Origin of the sequence: Parapedobacter deserti, assembly GCF_042646065.1 — a bacterium.
Lineage (GTDB): Bacteria > Bacteroidota > Bacteroidia > Sphingobacteriales > Sphingobacteriaceae > Parapedobacter > Parapedobacter deserti.
This window is the reverse complement of record NZ_JBHRTA010000004.1, coordinates 1-21,713: the sequence shown is the minus strand read 5'-3', so window position 1 is coordinate 21,713 and position 21,713 is coordinate 1. Positions and strand designations below refer to the sequence as shown.

The following is a 21,713-nucleotide window of genomic DNA, read 5'->3' as shown; positions in this document are numbered from 1 at the left end:
CAACGGTATTTATATATCATGCACTGCGTTTATCGCGGCCAATTCCTCTTGGATCATCTGTTTAAGCGACTCGCTTGCCGACACAAGCGGCAGCCGTACTGTCGGTCCGCAAACACCCAACTGATGGAGCATCGCTTTCACACCCGTGGGGTTGCCCTCCGCAAAGCACAATTCCGTGATGTGCAACAACCGGGTATGCACTTGCCTAGCTTCCTCATAATGGCCTTCGCTGCAAAGCTGCACGAGCCGCGCCACGTCGGCAGGAAGCGCGTTGGCAATCACAGAAATCACACCCACGGCTCCCAGAGCCATCATCGGCAGCGTTACCGGATCATCGCCGGAGATCAACAGAAATTCGTCCGGCTTGTCGCGCATAAGCTTGCTGAACTGATCAAAACTGCCAGAGGCCTCCTTCGTGGCTACGATATTGCCCACTTCCCGCGCGAGCCGTACAGTGGTTTCCACAGTGACGTTGCTCGCCGTGCGGCCCGGTACATTGTATAGGATGAGGGGCAGGGGAGAGGCCGCTGCCACCGCTTTGTAATGCTGGTAAATGCCTTCCTGGGTAGGCTTGTTGTAGTATGGGCTGGCAGATAGGATGGCGGAGTAGCCTGTGGGATCAAAAGCATTAACCTGATGCACCACGTCGGCGGTGTTGTTACCTCCGATGCCGGCCACCAATGGTACGCGCCCAGCCACCTTTTCGGCTGTGAATTTCCATACGGCCTTTCGTTCAGCGTCCGTCAGGGTGGCCGCTTCGCCGGTTGTTCCCAGCGAAACTAAATAATCCACAGTTCCACTGATCTGATATTCGATCAATTGCGCTAACCCTTCATAGTCGACTGACCCGTCCGAATGAAACGGGGTAACCAATGCCACCCCGGCACCATGCAATTCGTTCATGTTAATGTATCTTGCCTAAATCGTGTTTTTTTGCTTGCAATAACGCTTTACTATCCGCGAAATCCCCCGCACCATCGCGCCATAGACCATGCAGCTGTCATCTGCGCAGCGGTTCAACGGCCGGTCAAAATTAATGGAAATAAATGATTTTACCGTATACTCTTTGGGATTGAAGTTCCTCCTCAGCAATTTTCCCCGGTTTTCTGCGCAGTACAATAGCGGCCTTCATGGCTAATTGTTAGCAATCAACTGCAGCAATTCCTTTTCGGAGATGATGGGTATACGCAGTTTTTCCGCCTTCGCTAGCTTCGACGGGCCCATCTTGTCGCCAGCCACGAGGTAGTCGAGTTTGCCGGATATGCTGCTCAGCAGTTTTCCACCGTGACTTTCGATAATGGCGGTCAACTCTTCCCGGCTGAATTGTTCGAACACGCCAGAGATGACAAAGCTTTTACCCTCCAAGGCATCACCCAGCCGCTTGGTCACTTTCTCTTCAACGGCCAGCTTTAAGCCATGCTGCTTTAGCCGTTCGATCTGTTCGCGGTGTATATCGTTGGCAAAATATTCAGTTACGCTTTCAGCGATCCGCTCACCGATTTCATGGACCATTTCGATTTCCGCTTTGGAAGCCGCCGCCAGTACGTCGATGTTTTTGAAGTGTAGGGCAAGCTTCCTGGCCACGGTTTCGCCCACATACCGTATGCCGAGTGCAAAGAGCACCTTTTCAAATGGCTTTTCCTTTGACTTTTCAATGCCCGCCAACATGTTGTCGATGGACTTCTGACCGAAGCGTTCCAGTCCAATCAGGATGTCTTGTTTGTCTTGGAGCGCATATATATCTATTATGTTGCGTAGCAAGCCCTGCCTGTAAAAGGTTTCGATGGTCTCATCACCCATTCCCTCGATGTCCATGGCTTTGCGACTGATGAAGTGCTGCATGCGGCCGACGATCTGCGGCGGGCAGCCCTCGTCATTGGGGCAGTAATGCACAGCTTCGCCCGCTTTGCGCACCAGCAGGGTGCTGCATTCAGGACAGCTGAGCGGATAGACGATCGGCAGGGCATCCGGCGACCGCTTCAGCATGTTGACTCCCATTACCTTAGGGATGATTTCCCCGCCTTTTTCCACGAATACGGTATCACCCTCGCGCAGGTCCAGCCGGGCTATTTCGTTGGCATTATGCAGGCTCGCCCGTTTCACGGTGGTGCCGGCCAGCAGGACGGGTTTCAGGTTGGCAACGGGTGTCACCGCTCCGGTACGGCCAACCTGGTAGCTCACCGACTGAAATACCGTTTCCACCTGTTCTGCCTTATACTTGTAGGAGATGGACCACCGGGGAGATTTAGCCGTGAAGCCCAGTTCCTCTTGCTGTCCGTAGTCGTTTACCTTAATGACGATACCGTCAATGTCATAACTCAGGTCGTGGCGTTCCTTTTCCCATTTAGCGATGAACGCGAGTGCCTCATCAATGTTGGCGCATAGGGCTGTATGCTCACAGACATGGAACCCCCATGATTTTACTGCCTCGAGGCTTTCCCAATGGTTTTTGAAGAGGCGATTCCGGTTGTCCGCATTTAAGAAGTATAGGAAGCAATCGAGCGGACGCCGTGCCACCTCCGCGGAGTCCTGCAGTTTAATCGTGCCGGCGGCGAAGTTCCGTGGATTGGCATATGCCATCTCACCGTTTTCAATGCGCTCGTTGTTGAGCCGCTGGAATGCAGGCCGGTGCATGAAGATCTCTCCCCGTATCTCGAACAGCTCCGGATAGCCCTCGGTTCTAAGCCGGTTAGGTATCTTTTTGATGGTGCGCACGTTGGCGGTCACATCGTCGCCCTGTACGCCGTCGCCCCGTGTCACCGCTCGTTTAAGGACGCCGTTTTCGTAGGTGAGGCTAATGGAAAGGCCATCAAACTTTAATTCGCACACATACTCGAAGTCATCGCCGATGGCCCGGCGTACCCTGGCGTCGAAATCGCGCAGCTCCTGTTCGCTGTACGTGTTGCTCAGCGACAGCATCGGCCAGCGATGGCGCACGGTATTGAAGCGCTGGGTGATGTCTCCACCTACTTTTTGCGTGGGGGAGTCGGCGTCGAGAAATTGCGGGAACAGCCGTTCCAGTTCTTCCAGCTCTTTGAGCTTTTGGTCAAAGTCGTAGTCGGAAATGGAGGGATTGGCCAATACATAGTATTGGTAGTTGTATTCGTTGAGTTCCGCGGTGAGCTCCTCGATACGTATAGCTGCTTCTGCTGGTGACATGCAGCGAAAATACTAATTTTATGGTTTTCGGCAATCAGCAATCGGCAACTACCGGTCACTGACCACTACTTTTCGAGCTTGCTCCATATTTCATAAATGGGATTCCCCGTAGAACTCAGGCCCGAATGGTGCCACTGCCCGTTCTCAATCTTGCCATCAAAAGAGAGCGAGGCACCCACACGGTCATTGTCGCGCGAGAAGAATTCGATGTGTTCGGTATATTTCCCGTCTTCGAACGTATAAGTACCTCCTCCCGTGCCGGAAAACTCTCCGCTTTTCACATTTATGGCAACCCATTGAAAGCGTTTTCCGCTAAGAATTTTCAGCGTTCGCCTATCGCGCAACGGCATCTGGCCCATGTCATCCCCTTGCTGCCGCCCGGTAATACGCCATACGCCGGCCATGGGTCCCTCGTTGTTGTCAGTGCGCTGCCATGTTGCGTTAGTGCCCGACAGATCCGTGCTGAGTGAGCTGCCTGATGCCTTAAACGCAAACGTACCGGATTGACCCACCCACGTCTCAGCGGGCATATTGCTTGCTGCTTTTTCGGTGTCGTATTGCCAGTTAACAGTCAATTTACCTCCTTGCGCCGAATAAGTGCCGCCCCTCGTGGAAATAAACTTTTTGTTTTTGACGTCGAAAACGCTGTGAGAAAGGTATCCGTCTACAAACACCGCAGTTTGTTCGACGTCCCCCTGTTGGGTGTGCCAGGCGCCTGCTAAGGCATCCGCCTGTTGCGCGTTGACGCTCAAACTTGCTGCGCAGATCGCAAGCATGGAAAGAATAATATAGCTCATGGTTTCACTGTATTGGTTTACAATTTGCAAAAAATGAATGAACGAGTCCGCTATGCCGGCGTTTCTAAGATAACAACTTTTTGTACAGAAAGTTGCCCTGTAGCCGGTATTTTACAAAAAGCGCCGGCGGTTAAGCATGCTGAAACGCGTCTTTCTCCCCAAATAAAACGCCCAGATGAAACTTCCACCGTACATTCCCTTTTTGCTGAACCGCCGGCTATGCCGCCTGCGCTTCCGCGCAGTCTTGAAAAAGTCAAGGAAAAAGCGTTGGTGCGACCGGCTTATTGCCCATGCATCCCTGAACTTACCTAATATCAAAAAGTGGAGCAGTGCCACCAGGTCAATCCACATCCGCGCGAACACCACCCAGCAGGCATCGATCAGGGGCAGGTTTTTCTGCATCATGAACAGGCTGTTGCGGAAATTGAGGTAGGTCTTCCGGGGGTTGCTGGCAGCCAGTGTGCCGCCACCCACGTGGTATACAACCGATTTCGAGCAATACCCGATGCGGTATCCTGTCAGCTTGAGGCGCCAGCAGAGGTCTACCTCTTCCATATGGGCGAAGAAGTCGGGATCGAAGCCGCCTGCCTCCTCCCAGCAGTGGCGTTTGATGAAAAATGCGGCACCGCTGGCCCAGAACACTTCGCAGGAGTCGTCATACTGGCCATTGTCCTGTTCTACGACATGCAGCATGCGCCCCCGGCAAAACGGGAAGCCATAGTAATCGATAAACCCGCCGGCAGCACCGGCATGTTCAAAGTGCTCACGGTGGTAATACGAGCGGATCTTGGGTTGCGCAACTGCCATGTCCGGATGGCTTTCCAGCAGTTCGATGACCGGGGTGATCCAATGTGGGGTCACTTCCACGTCTGAATTGAGCAATACGAAATAGTCGGCATCCACCTGTTTCAGTACTTCGTTATAACCTCCCGCGAATCCAAGGTTGCTTTCATTGCGGACAACGCGTATGGCAGGGTACGAGTTCGCAACAAAAGCCACCGAGTCATCGGTAGAGCCGTTGTCGCCGACGACAAACTCGATGTTGGGGTAATCGCTGTTATATACAGAAGGCAGGAACCTCTCCAAAAAAAACCTCCCGTTCCAGTTGAGTATGACGACGGCCACTTTCGGGTACTTTTTCATGCCTTGGGTTTCCTTTTCCACCGCCGGTGTGACCACAGCCACCACTCGGGCTTCCGGCGGATAATGTCTTCAGTAAAAGCGTTGTGAATGTCTGTGATGCCGTGGCCGGGTACCGCAGAGGGATTTTCCACCAGCGTGGTGAAGGTGCAGCTGTAATACCCGCGCTTCAGCCGGTCGATGTGGCAAAACACCACAGGGAAGTTCGTCATCTTGGCGATTTTCTCCGCGCCGGTATAGACCAGCGTATCCTGATTGAGAAACGGGATGAAATAATCCGAATCCCCGTGCCGGGGCGTCTGGTCGGCCACAAAGACGCTGATGTGGGGTTGCTGGCTGTGAGCTACAATCTTCCGCAGCGTCTGTTTCATCGGCACCATGACTGCACCGAAGCGTCTTCTTACGGCATTGTATACCGAGTCAACCGCCTGATTTTTCAGCGGCTTGTAGATGATAAGCACGGGGTGCTTGATCAGCAAGCTCAGCCGGTGGATGCCCAGCTCCCAATTGGCGTAGTGGGCCGCGACACCCACGACACCTCGCCCCGTAGCAAAATGGCGCTCCAAATCTTCCATTCCATAAACGACTATGCGTTTTTCAACTTCACTTGCCGAGATGCTGCGCATCTTGATCGATTCTACAATCAAGTCCGGCAGAAAGCGGTAGAATTTCCGCTCGATCGCCCTGCGTTCTGCATCTGTTTTTTCTGGAAAGGCGTTTCGGAGGTTTTCACGGACCACCTGTTTACGGTATTTGGCGACATGGTACAATACCACATACAGCACGTCCGCCAGCGCGTAAAGCGCCCAGAATGGTAGCAGGGAAATCAGGTAAAGACAGAATGATAGTACGGAAGATTTTCGCATTACGGCCATTAGTGGTGCGTGAAGCTGCAAACTTAGATAAAGTTGCCTTTATATGCAATTTAAGTTATTTTTACAGCCCAAACTCATATTTCCTTGCGTTAACATGGACAATCACCTTATCTTACCTGCCTTTTATCTGCCTCCGGTACCTTATTTCAGCGCCATCCAGAATAATGCGAAACCTATACTGATCGAACAGCACGAAAATTATATCAAACAGAGCTACCGTACCCGAGCATCGGTGTATTCAGCCAACGGCCAGCTGGATCTTATCGTGCCGGTGCAGCGCGGGCGCAATGGGCATACGCAGATGAAGGATGTACAAATCAGCAACGATTGGAATTGGCAACGGCTGCACTGGATGAGCCTACAGACCGCATATCGGAGTTCGGCGTACTTTGAATATTATGAAGACGATTTCGCACCCTTTTACACCCGGCGGTATGAGTGGCTGTTTGAGTATAACATGGAGCAGCTGGAGGTGCTGATGCGGTTGCTGAAGATCAATCGGGAAATCACTTTTACCCAGAGCTTCCGCGAAGACTATGCACCGGACACGGATTTTAGGCAGACGATCCATCCGAAACGGAAACCTGAAATGGGCAAGCCCTATTATCAGGTCTTCGAGAGCAAACATGGGTTCATACCCGGCCTTAGCGTTGTCGACCTGTTGTTTAATCACGGGCCGCAAAGCAAGGATTACTTGTAAAATGCGCAAACTTTTTAACAAACTCCCTGTTGTAGTGTAACTATATAGAACCATAGCGAACATAAAGCATGCGGAACCGATTGGTACTCTTTTTAACGCTCTTCTCGATGACGGGGAACATGATGGCGCAATCGGGCCCTGATACCCTGCATCATGGAAAAGTTTTTGTGATCAGCGGCCTTGGATGGGGGTTCGCCCTGGGCGAGACGAGCGAGGTGTTACAGGCTAAGTTTTCCAACAGCCTAGGCCTGGACATTTCGCTGCCTAACCGCCATTACTTCCTGTACCCAACGGTAGATTTCCTAACGTTTCGGTACAACCAGCAAGAACACGACCCCGACTACGCCTATGACCTGGAAAAAGGCAGAAGCAACTTTTACATCCTCAACCTTGCCGGAGGAATACGCCGGCAGCTGGGGCGGCTGAACACCTATGCATACGCGGGCCCGGGCGCTGGTGTAGTGGTAGAGCCAAGGGCTGCCGTCTCTACGGATCAAAGCCGGGTGACTATTGAAAATATAACCCACATCACCCCGACCGTAAGGGCCGGGGTGGGAGCAGATTATAAAATCGGAGGATTCTTTCTTTTCATTGAGGCCGGATGGCTGCACAACTTCCGTAATATACAGGAACGTCAGGTCAATATCATCTCGCTGTACGGCGGACTGAAGACCGATGTGACCGCATTGAAAAACAGCATGGCCCGGATCATCGGGATGTGACCTTAGTTGGCCGACACGCTCAGTTCCACGACCTCTACATCGATGGAATTAAAGAGCTTGTGCGAGGATTGAAGTTCCTGCTGGGGCTTGATCTCGTCCAGCGTGCGGACATCCACACCCCGCTGCTTTACAATATCCAGTTTCCCGCCGAGACACGGATAGTTTGCCTCGATGTCGCCGCCATTGAAACCAGTGATTCTGGCAAAACCATCCAGGCTATTGTAAAAATTGGTCATGGAAATCGGCATGAAGTTGTTGTATTGTTTTACTTCGTTCAGTGTGGAGCCAACACGCAAGCCCTCTGCTGTTTGGTACGGGCCAAAATTATTGGCGACAGCGATTTTGGTGATGGTGTTATACGGTTCCTGGCTTTCCGCCCAATAAACCGTTATTTCTTCGGCCTCATTGGGGAATACTTTGGTCACGTGTATCGTATTGCCGTCTTCTTCTACCGTGCTATTTTCCAGCTTATCTGAGCCAACCGCACTGTCTATGGCAGCGTACGAATAGCTTAGTTTTACCGGGCCGATGCCGTCGCAGGTGATCGCATGGGGGTCTGTAGCTGGTTCGTCTTGTTGGTTCTGCCCTTGCTGGCAAGCAGTGGCTATCAAACCAATGCAGGTAATGTACAATAGTTTCTTCATGATTTTTGGTAAATAGTTCAACTTAAGCCTGCTAAACTATAAAAAAACCAAACGGTTTCAAAGAAGATTCGCCAGACTTTCCTCCAGCAACTTGATCTTCGCCTCGGCGTCGGCCTTTTTGTTGCGCTCGTTGGCCACCACTTCAGGTTTGGCATTTTGCACGAAGCGATCGTTGGAGAGTTTGGCATTTACCGATCGGAGAAACCCCTGCAGGTATTCAATTTCCTTGGTGATGCGTTCCCGCTCGGCTTCCACGTCGATGTTTTGCGCCAGGCTTACATAAAACTCGTCTTTACCAACCAGGAAGCTGGTCGAGCCGGCCGGTTGTGTGGTGGCAACACCGATATCCGAAACATTGGCCATTTTCTGTATACAATCTGCGTAGCGGGCAAAGTCGATTCCCGAAGTAGCATTGATCATAAGCGGAAGCGGTGTCTTCGGTGATATTTGCTTGGCATTCCGGAGGTTGCGCACTTCAGAAACCACTTGTTGGATTCCGGCAAAGTCGGCGAGCTTCTTTTCATCATATGCGCCGCCCTTAGGGTATTCGGCCACGATGCAGCAGTCACGTTCGGCGCGTGGGCCAAACAGCTCGTCGTGCCACAGCTCCTCGCTGATAAAAGGCATAAACGGATGGATGAGCTTCAGCACGGACGCGAAAAATCCCTTAGTTGTTTCGAGGGCCTCTTTTGCAATAGGTTGCTGGTAGGCAGGTTTCATCAGTTCGAGGTACCATGAGCAGAAATCGTCCCAGACGAGCTTATAAGTAGCCATAAGCGCATCCGATATGCGGTATGCGGCAAAATGTGCGTCTATCTCGGCCATGGCCTGATTGAATCGGTGCTGGAACCAGCTGGCCGCCTCGCGCTGCGCCGGGGTGGAGGCGCTATCTGCTACCTCCCAGCCTTTGACCAGCCGGAACGCATTCCAGATCTTGTTCGCAAAATTGCGTCCCTGTTCACAGTAGGCTACGTCAAACATCAGGTCGTTGCCGGCAGGCGAGGAGAGCAGCATGCCCACCCGTACGCCGTCCGTGCCGTACTGCTCCATCAGTTCGATAGGATCCGGCGAATTGCCGAGCGATTTGGACATTTTCCGCCCCAATTTGTCGCGCACGATGCCCGTGAGGTATACGTTTTTAAAAGGCGGCCGCTGGCGGAATTCGTGGCCGAAGATGATCATGCGCGCCACCCAGAAAAACAAGATTTCAGGAGCAGTAACGAGATCATTGGTCGGATAATAATAGCGGATGTCGTCATTGTCCGGGTGGCGTGTGCCGTCGAATACCGACATAGGCCAAAGGCCCGAGGAAAACCACGTGTCCAGCACGTCATCTTCTTGGTGGATGCGCTCGGTCGACTTGCCTTCCGCCTCAAACAGGTTCCGGGCTTCTTCTTCCGTTTTGGCTACTACCCATTCGTTTTGAGCGTTGTACCAAGCAGGAATGCGCTGCCCCCACCATAATTGGCGGCTGATGGTCCAATCCTTGATGTTTTCCATCCAATGGCGGTATGTGCTGATGAACTTGTCGGGGATCAGCTTGACCTCGCCGTTCAGCACATAATCCAGCGCTGGCCTGGCCAGTTCCTTCATGCGGCAGAACCACTGCATAGACAGCTTCGGTTCAATTGCTGCATCTGTTCGTTCAGAAAAGCCGACCTGTGATTTATAAGGCTCGGTCTTTTCCAGCTGGCCGGCTTCTTCCAATAGCCGGGCGACAGCTTTGCGGGCTTTGAACCGATCTTCGCCAACCAGGATCTGTGCCTGCTCGTTGAGTGTGCCGTCGTCGTTCAAGATGTCGATGACTTCCAGATTGTGCCGGAGCCCCAGTTCATAGTCATTCAGGTCGTGCGCTGGCGTCACCTTCAAACAACCGGTACCGAATTCCATATCCACGTATTCGTCTTCGATGATCGGTATTTCACGGTTGATGAGCGGAACTAACGCCTTTCTCCCCCGGAGATGCGCATACCGCGGGTCGTTTGGGTTGATGCACACCGCCGTGTCTGCCATGATGGTTTCGGGGCGTGTAGTTGCAATGGTCAGATACGTGGCCTCTTCATCTACATCCTTCACCGCATACCGCACATAATACAACGTTTGGTTTACCTCCCGGCGGATGACCTCTTCATCGGAGAGGGCCGTGCGTCCCTGAGGATCCCAATTTACCATACGCACCCCACGGTAAATATACCCCTTCCGGTAGAGACGGATGAATGCGTCGATCACAGCATCAGATAGGTCCGGCTCCATGGTGAAGCGTGTCCGGTCCCAATCGCATGAGGCACCGAGTTTTTCCAGTTGCTTCAGAATGATGCCGCCGTATTTTTCCTTCCATTCCCAGGCATGTTCAAGGAACTGTTCACGTGTCAGCTCTTTTTTGTTGATACCCTTGTCTTTAAGCATTGATACGACTTTAGCTTCTGTCGCGATGGAGGCATGGTCGGTACCGGGTACCCAGCAGGCGTTCTTCCCTTGCATACGAGCACGGCGGATCAATACGTCCTGTATGGTGTTATTCAGCATATGCCCCATGTGCAGTACGCCGGTGACGTTGGGTGGCGGCATCACGATAGTATATGGTTCGCGGTCGTCCGGTACGGAACGGAAAAACCCTTTTTCCAGCCAGTAGGTGTACCATTTGTCCTCGGCTTCCTTTGGGCTGTATGTTTTTGCTATGCTCATGGAATATCTACGCTTTTAAGGGACGCAAACTTAGCCAAAGTTGTGATTGAAAGCAAATCCAATCATCCGGTAGCCGGCGTGCCATTACCTATTGGTTAATGCCGGTTATTATATATGGATGCGGTTGTCGCATGGTTATATCGGAAGTATTACTAACTTAGCCGATCGTCAGATCGGGCCCATGGTATTTGTATTGTTCAGTGTCGTTTGCAGTGTCACGGTTTCTGTGCTCCTCAAGTTGGCCCGGCGTTACGGTGTGGACACATCCCAGCTCATTGTCTGGAACTATCCGATGGCGGTGCTGTGTACGTGGTTTTTCCTCCGGCCAGAATGGTCGCCAGATGTGCTTCGTTTGGCACCCGTTGGGCAGTACGCCGCTTTGGCTGTCCTATTGCCGGGCATATTTTTTGCCCTTAGCGCTTCCATTCGATATGCAGGAATCGTGCGTACGGAAGTGGCACAGCGCCTTTCATTGTTCATCGCGCTTATTGCTGCCTTCTGGCTGTTCAACGAATCACTGCATGTAGGCAAGCTTGTTGGTGTCGCCATCGGCGTAGGGGGGATGTTATGCAGTATAGGCTGGCACCGCGGGCGCAATCAACATGGGATGAATCATCGCATGTGGATATTTCCCCTGGTCGTATTCTTCGGCTATGGTATCATCGACATCCTGTTCAAACAGGTTGCGCAGCACACCGGAGTGCCCTACACCACTTCGATGCTGATTGTCTTTAGCTTCGCGACGGTTGCTGCGTTCGGCTACCTGATTTATCACGTCACCGTGGCGCGCAAGAAATTTTCAGTGCATGCCATATTCTGGGGAATCGTCTTGGGCGGGTTCAACTTTGCCAACATCTTGTTTTATATGAAAGCCCACCGTGCGTTGCCGGAAAACCCTTCCATCGTATTCACCGGTATGAACGTGGGGGTCATCGCCCTCGGTACGCTTGTCGGGGTCGTGCTTTTCCGGGAAAAACTGTCGTTAATCAATAAAATAGGGATAGCCTTGGCCGTTGTATCCGTGCTGATCATTGCCTACTGGTGAGTTTTGATCGCTGACGCTGTGCGATTGCAGTAGCTTTGCGTGTTTTTAGGCAGAACCCGTTATTTCTTCAGCGGCTTGTCATCTTGCCACAAGCCGTCGTAACTGACGTTGCCATCCGGGTCATAGAGTACCCCGCTGCCGTGGCGCTTGTTATCCTTCCACATGCCTTCATACCGTTCGCCGCTCGGCCAGGTATATAGCCCGGTTCCATTCCGTTTATCCCTGTAGAATTCACCTTCATACCACTCGCCGTCCGACCAGGTATACGTCCCCTGGCCGTGTCTTTGGTTGTCCACCCATTCACCTTTGTAAACACCCCCCGACTGTTTCCATATGCCGGTACCGAATCCATTTGCCTTGCTTTCTTTTGTTTCACCCAAATAGTGTATGGTCAGGCCGTCTGCATTTTTGACGACCATCACCTGCATCTGTGCTTTCTGTTCCAATGCCCGGTTGCGGTCTCGTATCTGCCTGCCCAACTCGGTAATCCGGCGGTTCAGGCTGTCGGCTAAATGGACTGATGCATGCAATAGGCTGTCGTTTTGTCTTCGCAACAGGCCCAGTGAATCCGCAGCGGGCTGATCTATCTTTTCAGATCCGTTATCTGAGTCTAAATCGTTCGGGTGCCGATCAGACCTGTTTGTTGCATAATCGATGCGCCTCTCCAGTATACCGGCAGCGTCAGCCGGCGCGGTCCCGAGCAGTTGCTGGTAGGCTTCCGCAGCCTGCCGGTATTTGCCGGCAAACAGTAGGTCGTCGGCGTCGGCAAGGCCCGCGATAAGATCACGTGAGCTCCCGGCAAGGTGCGATTGCGTGGCCATGGCGCCGAGCCGGTCATTCTCTGCCGCTAACCGCACCCTGTCCATGGAAACGAGTGTCAATGCCAGTGCCAAGCCCCCTGCAATGGTGGCGAGGATGATTAAAGCAATAGTCGGTTTTGTTTGTTTTCCATTCATCGCAAATAGGTCATGTACGTGTCAACTAACAACATAGCGAGCCGTCAATCCTCCAAACGTGATCCCGGGAACCGCGCTTCCTTTCTACGGAAATCCAACGATATGTAGACATTTGTCCGCAATATCCAGCGGGAGGTGTACACATAACCCGCGTCCAGCGTTTGGCCGGTTGTATACATGATCCCCAACGTATATTTAAGACGCGGGTTTTGGATAAATCCGATAGATGGATTGATGCGTAAATCTTCCATCGGGCTATCGACCACAGGTTTGCCGCTCTGCATGATAATTTCCACATCGGGTGTAAAGAAAAATGTTCCGGGAATCAGCCTGCGGTTGTTTATGGGGATATTCATGTAAAACTTGTACCTCCACCGGTTCCGGAATATCCAATCGGCCCCCACGGCGTTGGAACGGCTCCACCGGTGCTCTATCCGTACGCGGTGGTAGGCCATGTTTCCGCCAAAAGGCATGGCAAAGAGATACTCATGCCAGATACGAGGTTCCAGTACAACGTTTTCAAATTCTGGGTTGCCGGGGTCAGGCGTGAAGTTGAGGCGCAAGACCGGTCCCAATGAAACGGTAAGCCGGTCGTTCACAAGGTAGTTCAGGGCATGCCGGTTGTAGACCTGTCCCATCCTGCCTATGTAGTCCGTATCACCGTCGCCCACGCGCCGATAGTGGAACTGCGCATCCCAGAACAGCCTTTCGCTCAGCCGGAACCGGCCGTAGAAGCCGTTCCACAATGCTGTGCTGTTTGGCTGGGTGATGGCCCTGTCAGGCCGCGCGTCCTGGGCGTAGGCTGTTGTATGCAGCGTAGGCGCGCAAAAAATCAGTAAAAATAGCGCAGTAACGTTCCGCTTGTTGGTCACCATCTCAAATCTTCGTTTTCAGTTCCGTAGCAGGCGCTCCATCCAGATGGAGGCCCATCAGTTCTAGGCATTTATGCACATCATTCCGGGATCGCCGCAGGTTATTTTCCAGTGCTTTGGTGTCTTCCAGCCGCAGTTCGGCCATTCTGTCCAGTAGCTGTTTGAGGTCGTTGAGCCTAATGGGCAAGCTGTCGCACGAGAGCTGTCGACGCGCTCTTTCCCACACATATGGGAAAACCGTTTCTTCAAAGGCCCGGTAGAGGCGCTCTTTTATCCGCTCATCCATATAAGTGAAGGTGTAGGGGTTCCAAATGGAACGCGTATATTGCCGATCCAGTTGCTCAAGGCGGTCGTAATAGCCGACCAGCGTATCATACAATTGCAGATAGTCCGTGTAGCAGACCTGCAGGGAATCGACGGCCAGCAAGCGACGGTACACCTGAAGCGCAGCGTACTCCTTGAACGATATATCGATGAACCGGTGTACCGAATCGCGCATTTCACCGTGAAGCCGGTTATAATCTTGGCGTTGCTCTGCATTGCTGAACTTCCGGATGACAGAGTCCCGCAGGCTTACGAGCTGGCGTTCGTTGTCTTTAAGGTCGCTTTGCGCCTGATAGCCGCCAAGCGTGCTTTCTGCGCGGCTGATGATTGCCGACACATCATCGAATACAGCCGTGAGGTGCCGGTTGAGGGAATGGGCATTGAATGCCGTTAGCGCTGGCGGAAACGGATGGGTGTCCGTTAGCTTTTCGTCCTGAAATTCGTATACCAGCTTGTCCGGATACCGGATATCTATGGCATTGTGCGCAAGGATGGCATCGTGGTCGACGTATTCGGATGCTTCATCAGCCAGGAATTGGATGACCGGCGCAATCCGGCCCACCCGGTCGCGGTAAATGCGCAGCACCCCGTAGAAGCGACTCAGCTGCTCGTTGGTGAAGCGCCCCAGTTGGGTGTTGGGGTTGTCGAAGAAATCGTCTATCAGGCTTTGCACTTCGGAGAGCAGCCTTTCATTGTTCTGATTCAGGTGCGCTTCCGCTTCTGAGAAGGAAAATTCGCTGACTTTCACCCGAATGGGGGGTACAGGGTCGCTACCGCCAGCGCCAAGCCAGACATTGCTGTCGCGGTAGCCCGCCGGCTGGATGAACACACGTTCCAGAAATTCGTTAGCTCTGGAAATGTACCGTTGGGAGCTGTCGATACTGATCACGCCGCTGATTGCTGTAGTATCCATTGCCACATTGGTATAGCCCAATGCACGGAAGTAGGCCCTGGTCGCAGGAAAACGGGTGAGCAGCCCCCTGCCGCTTTTGGCCAGCGTATCGAATCCGATATGCTTAATTTCCAACAAGCGATCGCCCATTTTATAGTAATGCTTGCTGAAAAAGCCGTGGTCGTAGCGGCGCAGTTCCTGGATTGGGCTACCGTTGCCGGTGCGGTGCGTAAACACCCAATCCCCGTTGGGAAATCCCTCTTCATCAAACTGTCCTTCCACGTGCAGTTTGGGGGTGAAGCCGATCAGGCGGCCGGTAATCTGTCCGTTTTGATATTGAGCTTTCGAATAAAACGATGTATCTGTCGGATTGGACTCGGCAATGCGGCGGACGACCAGCTCATAATCTCCATGCGCCCGGCCTTCCCGGAAATTGGCGTTGATTAACCACTCCGTGCCCGATGCATCATAGACGATGCGGCCTTCGATGGTCTGTGCCTCTCCGGCAACGGCATATTGGCGCGATGCATATTTCCAAGGCCCGTGTTTCAAGCCGTTCCGGAAGTTGCCGTCAAGCACAAGCCCATGGATCGAGTCTGTTTCCAGGTAGTGCTCTACGAAATGACGGAAAATAAACCGTCCGTCTTTGATCGTGTCGTCCTGTTGCAAGCGGTATTGGAAGTCGGCAATGCCTACCAGCGAGTCGCGGAGGATGTACCGGCCCTGGTAGCGGGAAAGCTGCTGCGCATGCAGTGACGTCAGGCTGGCTACTGTAAAGATGAGCGTTAAAAGGAGGAGAACAGGTTTGCCTGAATGGCTGATAAATCGTTGATGGTGACGCGTATGATCAATATGCATAGTTTTTTAAGTGTCCGGTTGATTTTGATGCTGAAACCGGTATTTCGTATCTGAGATTGCTGCTTAGCAAGGTAGGAAACCACGGTACGTGCGCGTGATTTCACATGAGAAGATGAGACAAAACGATGCCGTAATGGGCTATTTGCACGAATATTTTTTAATTAACTAACAATAAGTTATTTAATCACGAGCTCGAAATCCAGCTGATTTGACGTTTCCCGATTGTTCCACACTTTGTGGAATTTCGTCAACATCGGATGCACCTATCGCTACGTCCCAGAACGAGAGATGCGCCATGCTTTCCTGCGAAAATGTCGTCAATCAACAAAATTGGGTAACTTTGGTCCTTGTATCCGTATTGATTGCTACCTGCTCATGAATCTGTTTGACGACACCTATAAAACGATTGCTGGTCCCGCCGAAGGGCTGTTCAAGGACAAGGGCAGTAAGTTCATTGCTTATGCTTATCCGCTGAAGGATGAGCACGCGGTGAAAGAACTGGTCGCCTCGCTGAAGCTTATGCACCCAAAGGCCCGCCATCATTGCTGGGCCTACAGGCTCACGCCAGACCGTTCAGTCTTCCGCATCAATGACGACGGAGAGCCGTCCGGTACGGCGGGTCGTCCTATACTGAATGCGCTGCTGTCTGCCGACGTGACCAATATCCTCGTGGTCGTGGTGCGCTATTTCGGCGGTACGCTGCTGGGTGTGCCGGGACTGATCAATGCTTATAAAACCGCTACGCAGGAAGCGTTGTCGGCTGCCGATATCGTGGAGCTGACAATGAACGATGTCTATCGGGTGTCTTTCGGCTACGAGCAGATGAATGATGTCATGCGTGTGGTTAAGGAGGAAGGGCTGTCGGTGCGGGCGCAGGAATTCGACAGCCAGTGCACCATCGAACTGGAAATCCGCCAGCAGCGGGTAGAACAGGTGCTGGGGAGGCTGGGAAAGCTAGAAGGGGCGAGTGCTGTTTTTCAGGAGACGGTTTGAAGTGAGGTTTAAACACAAAAAAAGTTGAGAATGCAAACTGAGCGGCAGTTTACGTAAGTATGTCTGGCAACTTTTAAAATTTACAGACAGAAAACAATCAGAGATATTCCGCACGGGTTAGTTGGCGGGCCGCCAAGCCATCAAGCCCCATGATTCCAGAAACCAACAATGATAAATTTAATATTGGCGAGATGGTCGATTTGTTAGTTATATAATGATGCAGGACATAGTCAGGGAGAAGCTTATGCTGCTGGAATTGCATCGGTGATAGCAAAGCATGATAACCTACGGTGGATTGCTTGAATTTGTGGATTATATTTCTCCTCATTAGCCAAAAGATATCAAACAGCCCAATGGAGTAAAGGGTCGTTAAGTTTCGACCAAGTCTGATAAGGTTTCCTTAAAGAATAATTGGTTTTATGGTAGCTCAAAATATGGCAAATAACAATACGACTACGGCGCTCGCTGCCTTAATCACCAATTCCAATCCATGACGATAATTGGGAGCATCAAGCCAGTTCATTAAAGTCCATATCGGTTTGTTGATCGGCAGGTTGATAGGCACAGCCTATCACATTTATAGTCTAGACCTATCACAGCTTCCGCAATGTGCTGCAACTAAAGAACCCCGGCTCCGCTGCGATCGTCTATAATCCCAGTGAAAGCACTGAGTTGTTGTTCGGATTCCACAGTAACAGGAAATTTATTGGGGCTCCAAGACGGACTCCTACAAACTGGAGCTGAGTAAGTCGGGGCACCTACGTATCTACAACAGTTTGCAGGTGGGCAGCAAACGCCTAGTTGGCTATGCGTTGTCCGTAGATGGCAAGGTGGCTGCAAAAGAGGTAATGGTCACCCTGGGCGACTGGGCAGACAAAAGGTGATTTTCTCCAAATTGGCGTTTTATCCGGCGCATCTTCTAATTCGTTTAAAAATTTTAGTTGGCTTTTGAGGGACGCCGATGGGGGCGACTGGTATACCGCCAGTATCACTTAATTTTTAACAAAATCTGTCCAAAGTTTTGGGGGAATTATAAAATGTGGCCTTGTTCTTCAACCCATCATATGCATTTTATATGGAGAACAATCTTTCTTGGTAGGAATTAACGGGAACTTACTCGTGGATACCATTATCCCAAACCCTCGAGTGGATAAGAGTTTGTTAATCAAATGTTTTGATGTCTATGGCTCAGAAAATAACTTTTTAAGAATTAAAATCAATGAAAATGATACCGTGTTGCTGTTTAACGAACACGGAAAATGCATACCAATATTTACATTCTGTGATGATGCCCTCTCGCCGGCGCCGAACGCTTTGGAATTAAAGTGATTTTTATGATAGGCAGAGCCTATCACATTTATAGCCTATGCCTATCACATTTATAGCCTAGACGTGGTGTGAAGGAGCTTTCTGCTGTGTACCTTAGTCAATGTGATTAGTACAAGGTATATTTATACTACAATTGACTAACCCGTCAACAGCGGGGTTACCATGAGCCGAGGAAAATTCAGGCGAATGAAAAGTTTAGTAATACTTAGCATTTATGAATATGCTTTCAATGCATACAGCATTTGCACAGACCACAGTCAATGTTGCGACGGGGGCACCGGCTGAAAACGAGTAGCCACTGTACAAGGACAGAACGGCAGAGGGTTCGGGCGTGTAAGTGTGTGCACAAGAGGTGACGGGAATTTTACGCCGAGTGTGTTACATATAGACTGGTTCAAGGATTGGAGCACGGTAGGTGGCATTTCGGTGCATTCGGACAGCAAAGCTTCGCCGCATTGGTCCGACGCCCGACTCACCGATGACGGGACAAACACATTTATCGAGGTCAATTTCACCAAGGATATCCGAGCTCCTCATTGAGCGTGATATGAATCGCAAACTGCTGGAGAAAGTGGAAGAATTGACCTTGCATTTGATTGAAAAGGCCGATGAAAATCGACAACTTCGGGAACGTCTAATGAACGTCGAACAACAGATAAGTGAACTGATTATGAACCCGAAAAGCTAGAAGCAATGAAGCAAATATTATCTATTACATTGAATTTCATTACATGCGTCATGTACAAACCAACATTATACACAATTGATTAGAATAAACTCGCCGATTTTTTTATACATATCTTGACTATGATCCGAACCCTTCTTTTGCTTTTTGCACTATCTGCCATCGCGCCTGTACAGGGCCAAGACGTTAGGATTGTGCCCCCATCGCCGGAATCCGCAGCAGCATTTAAATTCACAGAAGTCCCAACTTCACTTTACACGGGTTTGCCACAGATAGGGGTGGATATCTTTACGGTGGAAGCAGGAGTAATCAGAATACCCATCCGGCTTGGCTATCACGCCCGTGGAATCCCCGTAGCAGAAGTGGCTTCCCGCACGGGGCTTGGCTGGTCGCTCAGCTTTGGTGGCAGTATTACGCGGCAGGTCCGGGGTTTGGCCGATGAGATCACGTTTGGCTACTTATTCCAGAATTACTACAACGGTGTGTTTGGAAACCCGACGTTGCGCGCACAGATGTATTCAGATGTGGTGAATTTTAACCTGGATATGGAACCAGATCTTTACATGATCGATGCCAATGGGATCGGCAACAAGTTTATACTCGACCAGGTGGACAAGAAAGCGTTACTACAGCGCCACGACGATATGTCGGTTGAGCGGCTTATGGGGACTTCGGCGTATATAGAAGGCTGGAAAGTAACCGACAACCGTGGTATTGTGTATTATTTCGGACGTTCGAAGAACGGCGCTAGGCATGCGCGCAGCGTAGACTGGACGCTCAATACCTATGTCTTTCGGCTTGGCTCGGGGCTGGCCCAATATCCTGATGACGGGGTTAGGGCGCCGAATACCTGGCACCTAATGGAAGTAGAGACACCGACAGGGCATAAGGTCGAATTTGTTTACGAAGAGGAAGCTGCCGAGCTTTACAGGCGCTCATTTGATCGGATCGAGAATAACATCCCGAGCAGTCACTTCGCTCGTGTCAGCAGCCGACAACAACAAATAAAAGAAATTATCTACGACGGAGGGAAGGTGGTTTTTGCTCCCCAGACGACAAACAGGCAGGACCTGAGCGGCGCAAAGGCGCTTGGCCGTATCAGTATCTATGACAAGCAAAACACATTGATAAAGGAATACGAATTCAGTTACCAATATACCACTTCCCCGATTGACAACAATAATGTACTGAGCTATCTGCGGACGGCGGAACCTGAAGCAAGCAAGCGGTTGTTCCTGAATAGTATACAGGAATTTGCGCCGGGATCGGGGCAGCTGCCACCCTATACGTTTACCTACAACACGGCTACCTTGCTGCCAAACAGGTTTTCGAATTCCGTGGACAACTGGGGCTTTTTCAATGGCAAGCCAAACGGCCAATACCTGACCTTCTTCACTTACGGTAGCCAGTCTGTGACCCGACAGGTAGATACCATAAGGGCTGCGGCAGGAATACTGACCAAAATGACATATCCGACCGGCGGTAGCGTTTTGTTTGCATATGAGCACAACAAAGCGGTAGCAGCACCATTTATAACAAACATGCTTTATGCCCCAAATAATCCGACGGACACCGTAGCTAAACTGGAATCATTACTAAAGAATGCGATGTATTATGCAAATGGCAAATATTCGAAACAGATAACGATAGGAGGCGGCTTACTGGGGCAATTGCACTTTGCGATAGATCGGCCATGGTGCGATCCAACCTCCGAGGAAAATTACTGCAGATACAACGTTAGGCTTTTCAATGCGTCCCGCTCTTATACACTCTACATCCCACCCGCAACAGAACGGACGTTGACAGTTATACCTGATACCTATTCGCTTGAAGTGGCCCCGGTACATCCGCAGTCGCATGATGTAAACGATTACCACAACACATTCTTTGTAACATTAAAATGGAATGAGCTTGTGGAGAGTGCGGAGGGTGGGGAAAGCGAAATCTGGTTTGCCGCCGGCAAGCGCATCAGACAGATCACGTATGCCAATCCCGACGGTACTGCGATGCGTAGAACTTACAGTTACCTTAAGCCCGAGGGTGGGACAAGCGGACAGATATTTGGGTTGCCCGCTTTCTTCACTTTGGGGGCTTATTCGCCGAGTTTTGGGTACCTGATTGCAGGACACCACGGTGCGCGGCCGGGAAGTCCGTTGACGAGCCTGCAGGGCAACAGTGTAGGCTATGAATTTGTGACAGAATATTTCGGCGACCAGCAAGCGAACCACGGAAAAACCGAATACCGGTTTACAATGTCCTTGGACGGCGGGCAATATTATAAATTTCCTTATCATCTGCCCATCGACAATGAATGGTTGAGGGGAAAGGTACTCAGCGAAAGTACCTATGAAAAGACCACGGACAGCTATGTACTGAGACGGTCTAAAATCAATCGATATGCCTATGCTGGGACACCGGATGTCGAGGGCGTTTTTTATACGCCGTTTATGCATGTCGATTCGACACATGTATACTTGAAAGCACGTACCCACCATTATCTTCCACTTTTGCAATTCGTGGCCGATCCGGATGTTCCGGGTTCGTATTCCCATCGTGTGTACTACCAAACAGGAGGCACTATGGATCTTTACGATTCGAAAGCCACCGTTTTCGAGAACGGCAGTGAAGAGTTTGAGCAGACATCAACGTTCGGGTACGACTACAACAGGCATTATCAGCTGATACGGACAGAGAAGACCACTAGCGATGGCAGTGAGGAGGTGAGCTATACGAGCTATCCGCCCGACTACGCGAATACTTCGGGTTTCATCAAGGAGATGAAGGATAACCACCTGATCTCTTATCCAATCGAACAGGTGAAATACAAGGAGGTCGGCACTACTCGGACGATCCTGTCGGGCAGTATCACTACATACAAGCCCGGTGGACAGGGTTTAGTGGACCAGGTGCTGGAATTGGAGACGGTATCGCCCGTGCCGTTGGCTTCCTTCAAGTTCAGCAACCGGTCTACGGCCGGGCAACTGCCGCCCTCGGCAGGCGGCCCCGCCAATTACTCGGCGGACACCCGGTACAAACC

At 51.2% G+C, this 21,713-nt stretch carries 17 protein-coding genes; 7 read left to right on the top strand and 10 right to left on the bottom strand.

Annotation, left to right across the window (positions count from 1 at the left end; translation table 11 throughout):
- Positions 1–9: 9 nt before the first annotated feature.
- From dapA to ACFOET_RS00865, 5 genes are all read right to left on the bottom strand, one after another.
- Entirely contained in the window at positions 10–903 is an 894-nt protein-coding gene (gene dapA, locus ACFOET_RS00885; protein ID WP_379018597.1) for a 4-hydroxy-tetrahydrodipicolinate synthase, read from the bottom strand.
- A 231-nt stretch (positions 904–1,134) separates the two neighbouring features.
- Positions 1,135–3,159, bottom strand: a complete 2,025-nt coding sequence (gene ligA / locus ACFOET_RS00880; protein ID WP_379018595.1) for an NAD-dependent DNA ligase LigA — start codon at positions 3,157–3,159, stop codon at positions 1,135–1,137.
- A gap of 65 nt (positions 3,160–3,224) precedes the next feature.
- A complete protein-coding gene (locus tag ACFOET_RS00875; RefSeq protein ID WP_379018593.1) occupies positions 3,225–3,956 on the bottom strand; it encodes a hypothetical protein in 732 nt (243 codons plus the stop codon).
- A gap of 111 nt (positions 3,957–4,067) precedes the next feature.
- Complete coding sequence (locus ACFOET_RS00870; protein ID WP_379018591.1) at positions 4,068–5,099, bottom strand: glycosyltransferase family 2 protein; 1,032 nt, start codon at positions 5,097–5,099, stop codon at positions 4,068–4,070.
- The gene (locus tag ACFOET_RS00865; RefSeq protein ID WP_379018589.1) at positions 5,096–5,971 is read right to left on the bottom strand and encodes a lysophospholipid acyltransferase family protein; all 876 of its coding nucleotides are present in this window, start codon (positions 5,969–5,971) and stop codon (positions 5,096–5,098) included. Before ACFOET_RS00865 ends, ACFOET_RS00870 begins: the two co-directional genes overlap by 4 nt.
- A gap of 94 nt (positions 5,972–6,065) precedes the next feature.
- On the opposite strand from ACFOET_RS00865, the gene ACFOET_RS00860 reads away from it, so the two are divergent.
- Together ACFOET_RS00860 and ACFOET_RS00855 are read left to right on the top strand one after the other, a co-directional pair.
- Positions 6,066–6,671: a WbqC family protein gene (locus ACFOET_RS00860; RefSeq protein ID WP_379018586.1), complete on the top strand. Its 606-nt coding sequence runs from the start codon at positions 6,066–6,068 to the stop codon at positions 6,669–6,671.
- A 68-nt stretch (positions 6,672–6,739) separates the two neighbouring features.
- Complete coding sequence (locus ACFOET_RS00855) at positions 6,740–7,393, top strand: hypothetical protein (RefSeq protein WP_379018584.1); 654 nt, start codon at positions 6,740–6,742, stop codon at positions 7,391–7,393.
- Positions 7,394–7,395: 2 nt separating this feature from the next.
- On the opposite strand, the gene ACFOET_RS00850 is transcribed toward ACFOET_RS00855, so the two are convergent.
- Together ACFOET_RS00850 and ACFOET_RS00845 are read right to left on the bottom strand one after the other, a co-directional pair.
- Positions 7,396–8,037 (bottom strand): hypothetical protein, encoded by a 642-nt coding sequence (locus ACFOET_RS00850; protein WP_379018582.1) that lies wholly within the window; start codon positions 8,035–8,037, stop codon positions 7,396–7,398.
- Between the two features lie 57 nt (positions 8,038–8,094).
- Positions 8,095–10,722, bottom strand: a complete 2,628-nt coding sequence (locus ACFOET_RS00845) for a valine--tRNA ligase (RefSeq protein WP_379018580.1) — start codon at positions 10,720–10,722, stop codon at positions 8,095–8,097.
- A gap of 181 nt (positions 10,723–10,903) precedes the next feature.
- Between ACFOET_RS00845 and ACFOET_RS00840 the strand changes: the two genes are divergently transcribed.
- Positions 10,904–11,767: an EamA family transporter gene (locus tag ACFOET_RS00840; protein WP_379018578.1), complete on the top strand. Its 864-nt coding sequence runs from the start codon at positions 10,904–10,906 to the stop codon at positions 11,765–11,767.
- A 59-nt stretch (positions 11,768–11,826) separates the two neighbouring features.
- Here the strand turns inward: ACFOET_RS00840 and ACFOET_RS00835 are convergent, their stop codons facing one another.
- Genes ACFOET_RS00835 through ACFOET_RS00825 form a run of 3 tightly spaced genes read right to left on the bottom strand, consistent with a single transcriptional unit; the run spans position 11,827 to position 15,669 of the window.
- Positions 11,827–12,723, bottom strand: a complete 897-nt coding sequence (locus tag ACFOET_RS00835) for a hypothetical protein (protein WP_379018576.1) — start codon at positions 12,721–12,723, stop codon at positions 11,827–11,829.
- Positions 12,724–12,767: 44 nt separating this feature from the next.
- Positions 12,768–13,598, bottom strand: coding sequence for a DUF2490 domain-containing protein (locus ACFOET_RS00830; protein WP_379018574.1), 831 nt, complete (start codon positions 13,596–13,598; stop codon positions 12,768–12,770).
- A gap of 1 nt (position 13,599) precedes the next feature.
- A complete protein-coding gene (locus tag ACFOET_RS00825) occupies positions 13,600–15,669 on the bottom strand; it encodes a hypothetical protein (protein WP_379018572.1) in 2,070 nt (689 codons plus the stop codon).
- Positions 15,670–16,044: 375 nt separating this feature from the next.
- Here ACFOET_RS00825 and ACFOET_RS00820 point away from each other — a divergent pair, with 375 nt between their 5' ends.
- The 4 genes from ACFOET_RS00820 to ACFOET_RS00805 all read left to right on the top strand — a co-directional run.
- Positions 16,045–16,662 carry an IMPACT family protein gene (locus ACFOET_RS00820; protein ID WP_379018570.1) on the top strand — a complete coding sequence of 206 codons (618 nt, stop codon included), beginning with the start codon at positions 16,045–16,047 and terminating at the stop codon, positions 16,660–16,662.
- 1,704 nt (positions 16,663–18,366) lie between these two features.
- Positions 18,367–18,531, top strand: a complete 165-nt coding sequence (locus tag ACFOET_RS00815; RefSeq protein ID WP_379018568.1) for a hypothetical protein — start codon at positions 18,367–18,369, stop codon at positions 18,529–18,531.
- A gap of 7 nt (positions 18,532–18,538) precedes the next feature.
- Entirely contained in the window at positions 18,539–18,679 is a 141-nt protein-coding gene (locus ACFOET_RS00810) for a hypothetical protein (RefSeq protein ID WP_379018566.1), read from the top strand.
- A gap of 119 nt (positions 18,680–18,798) precedes the next feature.
- A partial coding sequence (locus ACFOET_RS00805; RefSeq protein ID WP_379018564.1) for a hypothetical protein occupies positions 18,799–21,713 on the top strand: 2,915 nt, incomplete at its 3' end.